15 protein-coding genes are annotated in these 13,709 nt (G+C 57.0%); 7 read left to right on the forward strand and 8 right to left on the reverse strand.

Annotation, left to right across the window (positions count from 1 at the left end; translation table 11 throughout):
- Positions 1–17: 17 nt before the first annotated feature.
- On the reverse strand, positions 18–806 hold the full coding sequence (locus tag FPL19_RS02115; RefSeq protein WP_150910151.1) for a substrate-binding periplasmic protein: 789 nt from the start codon (positions 804–806) through the stop codon (positions 18–20).
- 176 nt (positions 807–982) lie between these two features.
- On the opposite strand from FPL19_RS02115, the gene FPL19_RS02120 reads away from it, so the two are divergent.
- Both FPL19_RS02120 and FPL19_RS02125 read left to right on the forward strand, forming a co-directional pair.
- Positions 983–1,282 (forward strand): SelT/SelW/SelH family protein, encoded by a 300-nt coding sequence (locus FPL19_RS02120; RefSeq protein WP_150910153.1) that lies wholly within the window; start codon positions 983–985, stop codon positions 1,280–1,282.
- Positions 1,283–1,385: 103 nt separating this feature from the next.
- Positions 1,386–2,093, forward strand: coding sequence for a DUF3581 family protein (locus FPL19_RS02125; protein WP_150910155.1), 708 nt, complete (start codon positions 1,386–1,388; stop codon positions 2,091–2,093).
- Positions 2,094–2,104: 11 nt separating this feature from the next.
- On the opposite strand, the gene FPL19_RS02130 is transcribed toward FPL19_RS02125, so the two are convergent.
- The 3 genes from FPL19_RS02130 to FPL19_RS02140 form a co-directional block, all read right to left on the reverse strand.
- On the reverse strand, positions 2,105–2,497 hold the full coding sequence (locus tag FPL19_RS02130; RefSeq protein ID WP_150910157.1) for a DUF1499 domain-containing protein: 393 nt from the start codon (positions 2,495–2,497) through the stop codon (positions 2,105–2,107).
- A gap of 36 nt (positions 2,498–2,533) precedes the next feature.
- Positions 2,534–3,598, reverse strand: coding sequence for a mechanosensitive ion channel family protein (locus FPL19_RS02135; RefSeq protein WP_150910159.1), 1,065 nt, complete (start codon positions 3,596–3,598; stop codon positions 2,534–2,536).
- Between the two features lie 64 nt (positions 3,599–3,662).
- Positions 3,663–4,538: an alpha/beta fold hydrolase gene (locus FPL19_RS02140; protein ID WP_150910161.1), complete on the reverse strand. Its 876-nt coding sequence runs from the start codon at positions 4,536–4,538 to the stop codon at positions 3,663–3,665.
- 131 nt (positions 4,539–4,669) lie between these two features.
- Here FPL19_RS02140 and FPL19_RS02145 point away from each other — a divergent pair, with 131 nt between their 5' ends.
- The 4 genes from FPL19_RS02145 (at position 4,670) to FPL19_RS02160 (ending at position 8,831) form a co-directional block, all read left to right on the forward strand.
- Positions 4,670–5,299 (forward strand): TetR/AcrR family transcriptional regulator, encoded by a 630-nt coding sequence (locus FPL19_RS02145; protein WP_150910163.1) that lies wholly within the window; start codon positions 4,670–4,672, stop codon positions 5,297–5,299.
- 7 nt (positions 5,300–5,306) lie between these two features.
- Entirely contained in the window at positions 5,307–7,193 is a 1,887-nt protein-coding gene (locus tag FPL19_RS02150; RefSeq protein WP_150910165.1) for an N-acyl-D-amino-acid deacylase family protein, read from the forward strand.
- A 308-nt stretch (positions 7,194–7,501) separates the two neighbouring features.
- On the forward strand, positions 7,502–7,942 hold the full coding sequence (cynS, locus tag FPL19_RS02155; RefSeq protein WP_150910167.1) for a cyanase: 441 nt from the start codon (positions 7,502–7,504) through the stop codon (positions 7,940–7,942).
- A 40-nt stretch (positions 7,943–7,982) separates the two neighbouring features.
- Positions 7,983–8,831 (forward strand): formate/nitrite transporter family protein, encoded by an 849-nt coding sequence (locus FPL19_RS02160; RefSeq protein WP_150910169.1) that lies wholly within the window; start codon positions 7,983–7,985, stop codon positions 8,829–8,831.
- A gap of 81 nt (positions 8,832–8,912) precedes the next feature.
- Here FPL19_RS02160 and FPL19_RS02165 read toward each other — a convergent pair whose 3' ends face one another.
- From FPL19_RS02165 to FPL19_RS02175, 3 genes are all read right to left on the reverse strand, one after another.
- The gene (locus FPL19_RS02165; RefSeq protein WP_150910171.1) at positions 8,913–10,640 is read right to left on the reverse strand and encodes a bifunctional protein-serine/threonine kinase/phosphatase; all 1,728 of its coding nucleotides are present in this window, start codon (positions 10,638–10,640) and stop codon (positions 8,913–8,915) included.
- Positions 10,641–10,742: 102 nt separating this feature from the next.
- Positions 10,743–11,654 (reverse strand): DMT family transporter, encoded by a 912-nt coding sequence (locus FPL19_RS02170; RefSeq protein WP_150910173.1) that lies wholly within the window; start codon positions 11,652–11,654, stop codon positions 10,743–10,745.
- Positions 11,654–12,181, reverse strand: coding sequence for a shikimate kinase (locus FPL19_RS02175; RefSeq protein ID WP_150910175.1), 528 nt, complete (start codon positions 12,179–12,181; stop codon positions 11,654–11,656). Before FPL19_RS02175 ends, FPL19_RS02170 begins: the two co-directional genes overlap by 1 nt.
- A gap of 125 nt (positions 12,182–12,306) precedes the next feature.
- Between FPL19_RS02175 and FPL19_RS02180 the strand changes: the two genes are divergently transcribed.
- Positions 12,307–12,945, forward strand: coding sequence for a lytic transglycosylase domain-containing protein (locus FPL19_RS02180; protein WP_225314367.1), 639 nt, complete (start codon positions 12,307–12,309; stop codon positions 12,943–12,945).
- A 1-nt stretch (position 12,946) separates the two neighbouring features.
- Here FPL19_RS02180 and FPL19_RS02185 read toward each other — a convergent pair whose 3' ends face one another.
- Positions 12,947–13,579, reverse strand: a complete 633-nt coding sequence (locus FPL19_RS02185; protein WP_150910179.1) for a LysE family translocator — start codon at positions 13,577–13,579, stop codon at positions 12,947–12,949.
- Positions 13,580–13,709: the final 130 nt, after the last annotated feature.

Consider the following 13,709-nt stretch of genomic DNA (forward strand, 5'->3'; position numbering starts at 1 on the left):
AGGCCCACTCCCATGACCTACCGGGTGTATTCCGCAAGAATCGCGCTGATTTTTCCCGCATCACGGGCGTTGTCCAGCGAACTCTGCAGACGGTCCACTACCGATTTGTCGGTCTGATTGCTGACCGCCAGATACATCGGCGTTTCCCGGAATACCAGTACCGGCTTCAGCCCGGTAATCTTATGCTCTTCCTTCGCCACGAGGGGCCCGACGACCCCGTCCGTCACCCACAGATCCGCCTGCCCCAGGGTAAGACGCAGCGGATTCTGGTCACCGGATACACTTGTGACTACCTCGAAGCCCTCGGCAATCAGATAATCCGACATCACATCACCCTTGTACCCGGCAATGGTGTACTGGCGGGCATCTTCCAGAGAGTCAAGCGTGATGTCCGAATCCGGCGCCGCAAACAGCGTCCACTTGATGGATGCCAGGGGGCCCACCCACTGGAACTGGTTTTCGCGCTCCTCGGTCCGCGCGGTGCAGAAAAGTGCATGATTCTCGCGGCCACGCACCCGTTCATAGGCAAGGCTCCAGTCACGCATTTTCAGCACATAGTCATAGTCCACCCCTGACAGGATCTCTTTGACCATATCAGTGCAGATGCCAGTGATCCCGTCTTCGGTATGCGCGAAGTTCTTGCCGCTGACAGAGGCGTTGTAAGGAGGATAATTCTCGGTGTAGATGTAGAGACGGTCGTATTCCTGGGCAGCAGCCGGCAAAGCGTTGAGCACAAGGAGCATGGGAAAGATTGTGAAAAGTGCCGGAATGGCCCTTCCCCGGCTGAAAATGGCTGGCGCTTTCATTGAATTCCCCCTATCACGTCTTCGTTTTTGACCGCACTGCTTTTCCTGATATGGAAGAAAAAGCTAGTCTATGTGGTTTTTTTTACAATACGACCATCATGTAAGGTCCGGTTCAGAAATACTGTGACAATTCGTATCCTGAACCATTCAACGTCTACAGGAGCAGGAAACCCGTTATGACCAATCATGTCACCATTACCTACTGCACCGGCTGCAAATGGCTGCTTCGATCGGCATGGATGGCACAGGAACTGCTAACCACCTTTGAAGCCGATCTGGATGAGTTGACCCTGCGGCCCGGTTCCGGTGGAGTCTTCGAGGTGCAAGTGAACGAAAAGCTGATCTGGTCAAGGAAAGAGGCTGGTCGTTTTCCGGACATCAAGGAGCTGAAGCAGTTGGTGCGGAATGAAATCGCGCCGGACCGGTCCCTCGGCCACACCGACGGGCACCGCACTGACCAACCGGACCAGGGCTGATTTTTTGACCGGGCGCCTTAGACATTGGTTGGCAGTGCCTTGTTACACTTTCGTTTTAGGGTCACTATCAACGGTTCTGAAACTGCGACACTGAAAGGACACCATGTTTCTAGAACGCTACCACTCGATCCAGGACGGCAATGTGCTGATCAGCGCCCGGCAAGGCAGCCGTTTTGCAAAGGAAATTGCCGGCGACTTCAACCCGATTCACAACCCGGACGCGCGCCGGTTCTGTGTACCGGGAGACCTGCTGTTCGCCCTGCTGGTGTCTCATTTCGGACTGTTCCGGCAGATGACCTTTCATTTCCGCAGTCTACTTGGCGATTCTGTACCGCTGAGCTTCCGTGAAGACGAGGACGGCCTGATCCGCGTCTACGATGATCGGGGCAAGGTGTACATTGAGGTAGAGCACCAGGGCGAGTCCACCCAGGACCAGAACATCATCGAACACCTGATTCGCAGTTATGTGGCCGCCTCCGGCAAGAATTTCCCCCACACCCTCAAACCATTGATGGAAGATCAGGGTGTTATGTTCAACCCTGACCGCCCCATGATTATGTACCAGAGCATGAACCTGTCACTGGAAACCTTGGACGCACCGGAACCGGAGCTTGAACTCGGGCATGCAGAGCTGGTGCCGGATGGCAAGAGAGGTAACGTCACGCTGGACTATCGGCTGATGTCCCGGGGCGAGGAAAAGGGACAAGTGTCCAAGAAGCTGGTGGTCAGCGGCTTGCGCGACTATGACGCACAAGCCATGGACGAGGTGGTTGAGCACTTCTATCGGTTAAAAGAAAAAGCCTGGGACTAGCCTGTACGACTTCAGGCCAGCTCGAACTTTCTGCGGATACTTTCCACCCGCTTGCGGTTTACACCCAGATCGGAATAGCCAAGCCGGGACGCCGAGCGGACGTGAATTGCCTGCGCGTCGGGATCGCAGAAAAATTCCAGATCGTCCACGAAACCCAGAAGCTTCGAGGCACATTCGAAATATAGATAATGCTCGCTTTCTTCGATCAGAGTCGTGTTCGACATATTATTGACCACGTCTTTCAAACGCTTCATCGCCGGGCCGGGCTCTCCTGAAAGCCGCAACGGCATCACCCGCTGTCGGGGTGAACGGGCCTGGCTTGAGACACAATTGGGCTTGCCCGGACAGGCTGCCAGCTGGCCGTCATTCACTCCAAGATTACTCGGTCGCTTTCCTGCAAACATTGTATTTCCCTTTCGGATTTTCGGATAAAGATTCGGTCAAACACCCAGGTCGTTGGCTTCAAGCATGTGAGCGCGATGCCGGGGCAGATGCTGTGGATAGTTGGCCTGGATAAAGCGGATAATACCCTCCCGCATATCACAGCGCAGGTTCCACAGTGTACTGGAATCTCCGGCACTCATCAGAAACCGGATCTGCATGGCCTTGTCATCCGCATCAACTACCTGCACCGATTCCGTTACCCCATCCCAGAGGGAAGAAGCCCTCAGTAGGCGCGCAAATTCTTCGCGCAGGGCCTCGATCGGCATACTGTAATCCACCCAGACCATCGAACTGCCAATTAGGTCCGCACTATTACGGGACCAGTTCTGAAACGGATTCTCGATAAACCACTGCAGAGGGACCACCAGGCGACGTAGGTCCCAGACCCTCAATACCACATAGGTCGCCGTGACTTCCTCGACCCAGCACCACTCCCCCTGAACATGCACGACATCATCGATGCGAAGCGGCTGCGTCAGAGCGATCTGCATACCAGCCAGAAGGTTGCTTAATACAGGGCGGGCGGCAAAACCCAGAATGATACCACCGACGCCGGCGGACGCCAGCAGACTGGTGCCGATCTGGCGGACGGATTCGAACGTCATCAGTGCCAGGCCTGTACCTATAAGCACGATGATTATGTTCAGGCCCCGCACCAGGAAACGCGTCTGGGTCTCAACCCTGCGGGCTTTTTTCCACTGCCCTTCTAATGCCGGGTTGAGCTTGACAATCACCTCGCCAATCGCGGAGGTGCAGCAGACGGCCGCCCAGGTCAGTGAACAGACCAGCAGCAAGGTTACCGCTTGCTGAATGCCGGCGCGCCATGGCAGGTCCTGTGGCGCAGAGTGGAGCACTCCGTTTACGGCTAACAGGCATAGCGACACCCATATTGCCGGGGCTGCGGCATTGAAAAACATGCGGGTTGCGGAAGCCGGCGTGAAAAGCTTTACCAGAAAAAACACCAGCGCCTTGTAGAGCGCGATTGCCAGGATAATGGCGAACAGGGCATAGCCCGCCGTACTCAGCCATGCACTGAACACTTCCTGAATGGTCGTTCCCATGCGCCCTCCTGCAAGGCATCGTTGAATGCCTGACAAATTAGCAGGATACAGGCATTACGGGAACCTAGCCCGTGATTTGCTCCAGGAATTTCAGGTAAGACTCGCTCACCCTCAACGGCGCCTCAACCTGGGGGTAATGCCCGATGTCCTCCAGCTGCTCCAGCCAGGCCAATGGCAGTTCCAGCTCCCTGAAGCGTGCAACCATGTGAGCCCCGGAGACAGGGTCTACCGAACCATTGATCAGCGCCACTGGCACTGTCGATTGGCGAATGGCCTCAACCCAGCGCTCGCGGTGACGTTTGCGGTCGTTCATATAGGTAATGAGATTGTGGAAGATATGCTTCCCATCGTTGTAGGTCACCAGCGACCAGAAGTCGTCCAGCTCCTTTGCTGAAGGCTTGGTATTCGGGCCGAATACGCGGGAAAACGCACTGTCGAACTTCCGCTTGTTCGACAGTTTGTTGAACAGCCACCCTAGCGGGCTGAGCAGCAGTTTTTGGGTCAGCAGTGCCCGATGCACCTCGGGAAACAGCCCGCCATTAAGGAAACAGACCGACAACCACTGGCCAGCCCCGTCGCCGGCATTCTGCCGCGCCAGCAGCTCCTGTGCGACGGTATCGCCATAGTCGTGGGCCAGCACATGGAAGCGCTCCAGCCCCAGCACCCTGACCAGATCTTCCACCAGATCCGCCTGTTCGTGAATCGAATACTGATGCTCTGAGGGTTTGTCCGAGAAGCCGAAGCCCAGCATGTCCATGGCAACCAGACGATAACGCTTGGCCAGGGTGGCCCAGACCGGATGCCAGTCCCAGCTCGACGTCGGGAAGCCGTGGATCAGAAGAATGGTCTCCTGTCCCGGATCTCCCTCATCCACCAGGAAAAGATTATAACCATTGATCTTCCGGTAAACGCCTCGGGCTTTCCAGTCCTCGGGGTGCATGGCGGCTCCTCTTATTATTGTGTTGTCTGGGCGTGCTGTTTTTTCACGTGCCCGTCGAGCATGCGAAAACCTGAACTTGACGTCAAGTTTTAGTTATTGTTCAATCCGGCTATCAATCATGGAAGGCCGTTATGAAGGCAACACCCAAAGCCGCTCCCAAACAGCAGCGCGCCATACGCAAGCGAAAGGCCCTTCTGGCCTCTGCGTTTGCCGAATTCTCGGCCAGGGGATTCGAAACCACCACCGCCAAATCCATCGCTGATCGGGCGGGCGTTGCCACCGGCACGTTTTACCAGTACTTCCACAACAAAGACGACGTGCTGCTGGAAATCACCCGGCAGCGGTTCGAAGAGCTGCAAGACCACTTGCAGGTTCCGCAAACAAACCTCGAGGTGGCTGGCGCCGACGGCGACACCGATGACCTTCGACAGGTTTTCCGCCAGGCACTGGGCTTTCTGTACGACTTTCACCAACAAGAAGCCGGGCTTCACGATGTACTGGAATACCGGCGCCGGGTTGACCCGGCGCTGGCTACCCTGATGGATCACGGCGAAGCGGTTTTGATGGAGCGGGTTCGTGCATTCGTGGCCCGCTATGTTCGTGACCAGGTCGAGACCACGGCCTTCTGCCTGTTTTCCATGGCGGAAGGCATCGTGCACCGCCACGTTTTTCAGGGGCACCGGGCCGTTTCCCGGGATGAAGTGATTGAAACCGGAAGCCGTCTGTTATCGGCCTATTTCGAACAACAAAGTAAACGTTGAGGCGATCATGAGTGACAAAGCTACACAGACGACCCAATGGGATTATCTGATCCGCGGCGCCAAGGTCTTTGATGGCAGTGGCAAACTCCCGTTGCGCGAGGACATTGCGGTAGCGGATGGAAAAATTGCCGCTCGGGCCCCGGATCTCGACCCGTCCATGGCCCGGAAGGTTATTGAAGGGACTGAACGCTGGGCCATGCCAGGACTCTTCGACATCCATACCCATTATGACCTGGAGCTGGAAGTCGCCCCGGGTCTTCCGGAGTCGGTCCGCCACGGCACCACCACTGTGGTGATCGCCAACTGCAGCCTGGGCCTGGCCTTCGGCGCCCAGCGCAAAGACGGGGCTGACCCGATCGTAGACTGCTACGCCCGGGTGGAGAACATTCCCAAAGACGTTTTACGGGCGACCGCTGACCGCGTGGACTGGCACAACCCCAAAGAATACATGCAGCACCTGAACCGGCTGAACCTGGGCCCCAACCTGGTCACCATGGTGCCCCACTCCATGCTGCGCATAGAAGTCATGGGGTTTGAAGCCAGCATTTCCCGCGACCCCACGGAAGACGAACTGGTGGCCATGGAGCAATTGCTGGAAAAGGCTATGGATGACGGCTATGCCGGGTTCTCTACCGACGCCCTGCCATTCCACTATCTGGCCAACCAGCCCAACACCCGCAAGACCATTCCGACCCAGTTTGCCAAATACTATGAAATCAAACGGCTGACCGATGTGGTGCGGCGAAAGGGTGGCGTCTGGCAGGCAACACCGCCCAAAGACAGCACCATTGGCACCATCAAGACTTTCCTGCTGAGTTGCGGGCGCCTGCACGGCAAGCCACTGAAAACCACGGTGGTGGCCGCACTGGATGTGCACAGCAATCGCAAGATCGTGCGCCTGGCACGCCTACTGGCGCGAGTGCTCAATTCCCGGCTACTGAAAGGCGATTTCCATCTACAGGCCCTGGCGGCGCCTTTCAAAACCTGGTCCGATGGCGCGGTGACACCACTTTCGGAAGAGATCGAGGAATTGCGGATTCTGAACGAAACCGAACTGGAAGACCGCGCCACCCGGCAGAAAATTCTGGACGACCCGGACTATAGAAAACAGTTCAAGGCCATGTGGATGCATGGGAAGAAGGGCTTTGGCCTTGCCCGCCTCAAACGCCTGTTCCGGCTGGAAGACTATGCCTTCAATCGCACCATCGCGGATATGACCATTGACGTTTGCCCCCTGAAAGAGTGGGAAGGCCTGACCTTTGCAGACGTCTACGCCCGGGTTCGCGCCGTCAACGCAGGCCGGACCGAGGGTATTTCCACAAGCGAAGCGTCTCTGATCGGGGATTATTTTGCCGAGGTCCGGGATGAGGGCGACTTCGTGCTGGCCATGCTGCGCGCTTTCGACCGGGATCTGAGCTGGTACACCGTATCGGCAAACCGTGACGAACGCCTGGTACGCAAACTGTTAATGGACCGCCAGCTTCTGCCCGGCTTCAATGACAGCGGCGCCCACCTGACCAATATGGCCTTCTATGATGGCAACCTGCGCGCGCTGAAACTGGCTTCCGATGGCGGTGATGTCGATGTGGCCTACATGGTGCGCCGATTGACCAGCGACCCGGCCCGGGTGTTTGGCGTCAAGGGCGGCACCATCAATGTGGGCGATCAGGCTGACCTGATTCTGGTTGACCCCTCAGCTCTGCGCCGCTTGGACCATCACAACACCGTAATACGCCAGTACCGGGACGAGTTCCAGCATGAGCAGCTGGTGAACCGCACTGATGGCGTGGTTCCTCTGGTAATGATCGCAGGCCATGCCGCCTGGAACGGAGACGACTTCGATCAAAGCCTTGGGCAAACCCGAATGGGCACCGTACTGGAAACCACCTTCTAATCCGGCCCAAGAGTCCCCGAAAGCAACCCAATTAAGGGCATGCCTCCCATGCGTGCACCAAAATAAACCAGAAGGCGGGCCAGTCCCGCCTTACCTGTTTTTCATGCCTACCCGGTTATACACACAGACTTCCAACCCTTTTTCTGTGGCTGGCACAGCACCTGCATAGTCCTTCTTGAAAATTCATTTCAGTGCGGAGCCATCAACGAAGGTGGCGGGCCTCCACCCCAGAGGTCTCACCAAGGTGTATACGCACGACATTCACCATTCACCATCCACCATTCACCACTCTAGACGGAGGGTTCGTTATGAATCATGAAATGATGACGGCTGCCATTCTTACAGCCAAAAACGAGAAAGGGTTGAGCTGGGAGCAGATTGCCGAAGCCATTGGCATGGCGCCGGTGTGGACGACATCCTGCTGCTTCGGCATGAACACCATGCTGGAAGACCAGGCCACAGCACTGTGCGAAACACTGGCCTTGCAGCCGGACGTCGCTCAGGCGCTGCAAACGTCACCCTCAAAGCACTGGGGTGACAGCGTACCCCAAGACCCGCTTATCTATCGCCTCTACGAAGCAACCATGATCTACGGCCCCAGCGTGAAAGCGCTTATCCACGAGAAGTTCGGCGACGGCATCATGAGCGCCATTGATTACAAGATGTATGTGGAGAAAGTGGAAGACCCCAAAGGTGACCGGGTTGTGATCACCATGGATGGCAAATTCCTTCCCTACAAGCGCTGGTAACTCCCACTCTTTTACTTTTTTATTCTGGAGAATCGTTGATATGTCTTATCTTCAACCGAACGAATTCGTGACCAAGCTGGTAGATGCCGGCGAGGCGAAAGTCTACATGGGCACGCGGGACACACTGATTCGCGCGTTCATGGCGGGTGCCACCCTGGCGCTGGCGGTTATTTTCGCCATTACCATCGCGGTAACCACCGGTTCATTCCTGCTGGGTGCGCTATTGTTCCCGGTCGGCTTCTGCATGCTATACCTGATGGGATACGACCTGCTGACCGGTGTCTTCACCCTGGTACCCCTGGCTTTGCTCGACAAACGGCCCGGTGTAACCGTCGGTCGGATGCTCAAATGCTGGGGCCTGGTGGGTCTGGGCAACCTGGGCGGCGCACTTTTCATTGCCGGATTCGGCTATCTGAATTTCTCCATGGGCGGTTCCGAGGCCATCAACGCCGTAGGCCAGAAGATGATGGAGGTTGGCGAGAGCCGCACCGTCGGTTATCAGGAGGCCGGAGCGGCTGGCTGGATCGTGCTTTTTCTGCGCGGCATGTTCTGCAATTGGATGGTGTCCATGGGCGTTGTTGGCGCCACTATTTCCACGCACGTTTCCGGCAAGATCATGGCGATGTGGATGCCAATTATCGTGTTCTTCTTCCTCGGCTTTGAACACTCCGTAGTCAACATGTTCCTGTTCCCGATCGGACTGATGATGGGCGCCGAATTTACCCTCTACCAGTACATCATGTGGAACGAGATCCCCACGGTTCTGGGTAACCTGGTGGGCGGTCTGACCCTGGTGGGCCTGGTTCTGTACACAACTCACGTACGTACCCAGCCCAAGAAAACCTTCCCCGAGCAGAGTCAGAGCCGCACTGCTGCAGCTCAGAGCTGATCTGCCCTGAAAAAACCGCTGCCGGGCCGAAGCCCCGCAGCGGTTTTTTTATAACGGACTCCTGCAGTTCCCTGCAATCGACTAGAGGTGGTTCAGAGCCAACTGGGTCACCACCACAAGAGCCAGCAGCAGCGAAACCCCTTTCCAGAATGCTTCCGGATTTCGTTCGATCAGAGGCGGACGTACAGCATTCACAAAGTCCTGCCTTGGGTAATAGAGGTCGTGAATAAACTCCGAAACCTCGGCATAGCGACGTTCAGGATACGGATGCAGAGCCTTGCGCAGGGCGCCGTCAATCCAGGCGGGACAGCTGCGGTTATAGTTGTAAACCGGTTGGTATTTCAGGCGATTGAGCCCTGCGCGGTTGCGCACCTGGGAAGACTCTGGTCCATAGGGCAGTTGCCCCGTCAGCATCTGGTAGGCAATCACGCCCAGAGAAAAGACGTCCGAGCGAGCCGAGCCGCCCTCACCCATAAAATACTCCGGCGCCGAGTATTGCTGGGTGCCCAGCACAGACTCAACTTCTGCGCCCACTCCCTCGCTTATACCCGCCACCCGCACAGCGCCGAAGTCGATCAGTTTGGCGGTGCCGACGCTGTCAATCATCACATTTGCCGGTCGTACGTCCTGATGGATCATGTCCTGCCGATGAAAGGCCCGCAGCGCCTTGCCAATCTGCTCCACGATCGCTCTCACCCGACCGAATCCGACAAATGGGTTATCACGCATCCACTGAGTCAGAGTCTGTCCTTCGATGTATTCGGTGACCACATAAAGATAATTCTGTGCGCCGGAACGCTCATGGGCACGAAGAACGTAGGGGCTGTCGATGCGACGCGCGACCCATTCTTCCGCCAGGAACTGCTCGAGGGCGACCGGGTCCTCCCGCACATCACTCGCGGGCACCTTGAGTACGACCGGTCTTCCGGTTGTTGAATCCACCGCAAGATACACGTAGCTCCGGCTGCTCATGTGCAGTTCCCGGACAATCTCGAAACCGTCAATCAGGCTTCTCGGCGCCAGTTCCGGCGGGAACGGGAGTTCCGCTACGTGATGCTGAAGCTCATGGAGTTTCGGCTGGGGAACCTGCTCAACGCGCAGAACCTGGGCCGTCAGGTTATCCTCACTGCCCCGTTCATAGGCGGTGGTGACCAGGACCTTTGCCGCCGAGTCCAGGTCGTCGGAGTGATCAGCAATGATCGCGGCAATGTCATCCGGGCGCAGCAGTTCGTGAATGCCATCCGTCAGCAGCGTAAAGGTATCACCCGGGGAAATAGACACCGTGTGATAGTCGATCTCGACCTGATCATTCACCCCCAGGGCCCGCCCCAGGTAGCTTTTCTCAGGGGATACCCACTGGCGGTGATCACGGGTCAGCTGTTCCGCCCTGCGACCATGAATCTGGTAGGCCCGGGAATCGCCCACATGGAAGATGTGGGCCCGAGCAGATTTGATCACCAGACCGGTAAAGGTGCAGACATATCCGTGGTCTTTGTTGTAGCGGGCCCAGGAACTGTTGGTGTGGGAGGTGAGCCAGGTGTTCGTTGCCGCGATCACCCGATCTCCGGACTTCTTCACCGACCACGCCGCTGACGTACAGAAATAGTCCTGCAGAAAACTTTTGACCGCGGTTTCACTGGCGATATGGGCCACGGCACTGGAGCTGATTCCGTCAGCCAGCGCCATGGCAATGCCCTTGGAATCCAGTTCGGCTCCGTCAGGAATGCGAACGCCGTGGGAATCCTGATTACTCGATTTGGCGCCGGCATCCGAATACTGCCCTACCGATACTCGCAAACTCCCTGACATGGAACGTCCTCGATACGCTTTGTGCCTTCCTCATGGATGGACTTGAGTGTAGATCATGGAAAATCCGTGCCAATCTCTAGATAGCGCCATGTGGAAATCCGGTCACTGCTTGTTGACCGGTGGCGGTCGCATAACCACCATGGCCACACCGGCAATCGACAGACATCCTCCGGCCATAGCCAGCAGGCCCAACCGTTCATCAAACAGGATAAACGCCTCCAGCGCCGTGACCGGTGGCACCAGGTAGAAAAGGCTGGCCACCTGCGATGCTGCTCCCCGGCGAATCAGCCACATCAGTAGCAGAATGGCACCAATCGACACGCCGAAAACCAGCCAGGCCATGGACAATACCAGCGGCAGGGCCCACTCCACCTCACGGGTCTCAAAGGCAAAGGCGCCGACGGCGAAAAAGCTGGCCGCTGCCATGTATTGAATGATGGTACCGGATACCAGATCCGCGCCGGTGCCGCGCCGTTTCTGGTAAACCGTCCCCAGGGAAATGCCCCCAAGAGACAGCGCCGCCCAGATAAGAGTCCAGGCTGGGAAGCCGCCCGAAGTGTCATTCAGACCGAATTTCTCCAGCAGCACCAGACAGACGCCTACCAGTCCCAGCACAAGGCCCAGCCATTGCCGCACGGATACCTTTTCGTTCAGCACCATGATGGCGACTGCGGAAGTGACCAGCGGCTGCAAACCTACAATCAATGAAATAATGCCCGACGGCATGCCGCCCTGGATGGCGTAGTAGACACCGCCCAGATAACAGCCATGCACCAGCAGGCCGGTAACCGCCAGATGGCCAGCGCCACGCCAGCCTGGCCAGCGCGCCTTGAGGAGCCTGGCCAGAACACCAAGCAGGACCAGCGTCAGCAACATTCTAATCAACAGCAGGGTGAAAGGCTCGGCATAGGGCAGACCGTATTTGGCCCCGATAAACCCCGTGCTCCATAACCAGACGAAAAGCGCCGGCACGCCAAAGGAAAAAAGCGGGGATGATTTGGGATCGGCCGTCATCAGCGCACCCCCGGAGCAATGCTGCGTCGATCCAGTTCCGCGACCAACGCTTCACAAACCTGATCCGGCGTTTGCTCGCCGGCTGCAAGAGTGATCTGGCCATAACGGCTATAGAGCGCGTACCGCTCCCGGAACAGATTGTCCAGGGTCTGGTCCGGATGGCGGGATATACCCCGCAGACTGTGATCACCGATACGACGCACTACCTCTTCCAGTGGAATATCCAGAAACACAACAACCCCATTCCGCGCCAGATGGGCCATGGCCGAATCGCTGTAGACGGCGCTGCCGCCAGTGGCAATCACATGGCCCTTCACGTCCAGGGTCAGCAATACCTGGCCCTCTATACGCCTAAGGGCTTCATAGCCGTCGCTATCAACAATAGCCTGTAACGTACGGCCGGTTTCCTGCTGGATTACCAGGTCGGTATCCGTAAACCCCAGACCCAGCCGTTTAGCTAACAGAACCCCGACCGTGCTTTTACCGCAACCCGGCATGCCAATCAGCACGATGTTTTTTGAACTCATTCCTCTACTCCCCGGGGGTAAAGATCGTATAATCTGGTCATTAGCTGATCATTTAGATGTAGGACACTATGGGTTTTACCCGCCAACTGGCTATCCAACTGCTTTTTTGCACGCTTGTACTGCCCATGGCAGCCGCCGGCGATGTGAAAAAAATAGTTCACCCCGACGGCACGGTGGAATACACCAATGTCGGCAATTCCGGCAATGGACTAGCCTCTACCAAAGACGAAGTGGTCTACCGCTACACCGACAACAACGGTGTTGTGGCCTTCAGCGGCATCCAACCCTCAGCTGCCAGCTTTGAAGTTATCCGTTTCCACTGCTACGCCTGCGACCCGGATTCCAGCGTCGACTGGCGCAAAACCCCTCTGTTCCTCAAGCCCTATGAGCGCGAGATTGCCATCGCCGCACGGGAATTCGGGGTTGATCCGGCACTGGTGCGGGCCGTTATCCATGCCGAATCAGCGTTCAATGAATCTGCCATTTCACCGGCCGGCGCCCAGGGGCTGATGCAACTGATGCCCGCAACGGCCGAGGAGCTGGGCGTTCCCAATGCGCTGTCAGCAACCGACAACATCCGCGGCGGCGTTCACTACCTGGCCAGAATGCTTCAGCGCTTCAAGGGTGACATCTCGCTGGCCACCGCAGCCTATAACGCAGGGCCCGGCGCCGTTGGCCGCCATGGCGGAATTCCCCCCTACCCTGAAACCAGAGCCTATGTGAACCGGGTCGGCATCCTGCATGAGCGCTACGCCAGCAACTGAATCAACCGAAAGCCAGCCACGCGCCTACCAATACCATCAACGTACCGGCAACCCGATTGACCGCCTTAACGCCACCTCCGCGACTCAACGCCCGACTCAGGCTTTTCCCGCCATGGGCATAGAGCTGCAGACAGATAAATTCAAGCACAAGGATAATCAGAATTAACGCCGTCAACTGCGGCGCCATCGGCAGACTACTGTCAATAAATGGTGGCAGCAGAGCCACAAAAAACGCCCAGCCCTTGGGGTTGGCAATGGCGGTGACAAACCCCTGGGTAGCCAATTGCCAGCGGGATGCCGCAAGACTGGAATGGTCCTCACCCTCGGGCATGGCCATGCGACCTCGTGACAGCCACATCTGCAGTCCCAGCCAGGCCAGGTAGGCGCCCCCAGCGTACTTGAACACTGCAAAGGCAGTCGGGTACTGCAGCATGAAAGTTGCCACTCCCACCGCCGCCGAGGCCGCCACCACCGTTACCCCGACAAGCTCGCCCGCCATCATCCATAACGCCCGGCGCACGCCAATAGTAATTCCCATGGACAATGCCAGGGTCATACACATACCCGGCGTGATAGACACCACGAAAAACGTGGGAACGAACGCGGACAGCAACGGCCAGTTAAGGATCAACACGTCGTGAATCTCGAAAAATATTGGATTTTCAGGGAATTAGTATGAATTCCCTAGTTTGGAATATTACCCTTTACGGACTGCACGGAAGCTTCAATTTCAAAAACAACACCGGTTCCGTTTTCGAAGAATC

This window comes from Marinobacter halotolerans, from assembly GCF_008795985.1.
In the GTDB taxonomy this organism is placed as follows: Bacteria; Pseudomonadota; Gammaproteobacteria; order Pseudomonadales; family Oleiphilaceae; genus Marinobacter; species Marinobacter halotolerans.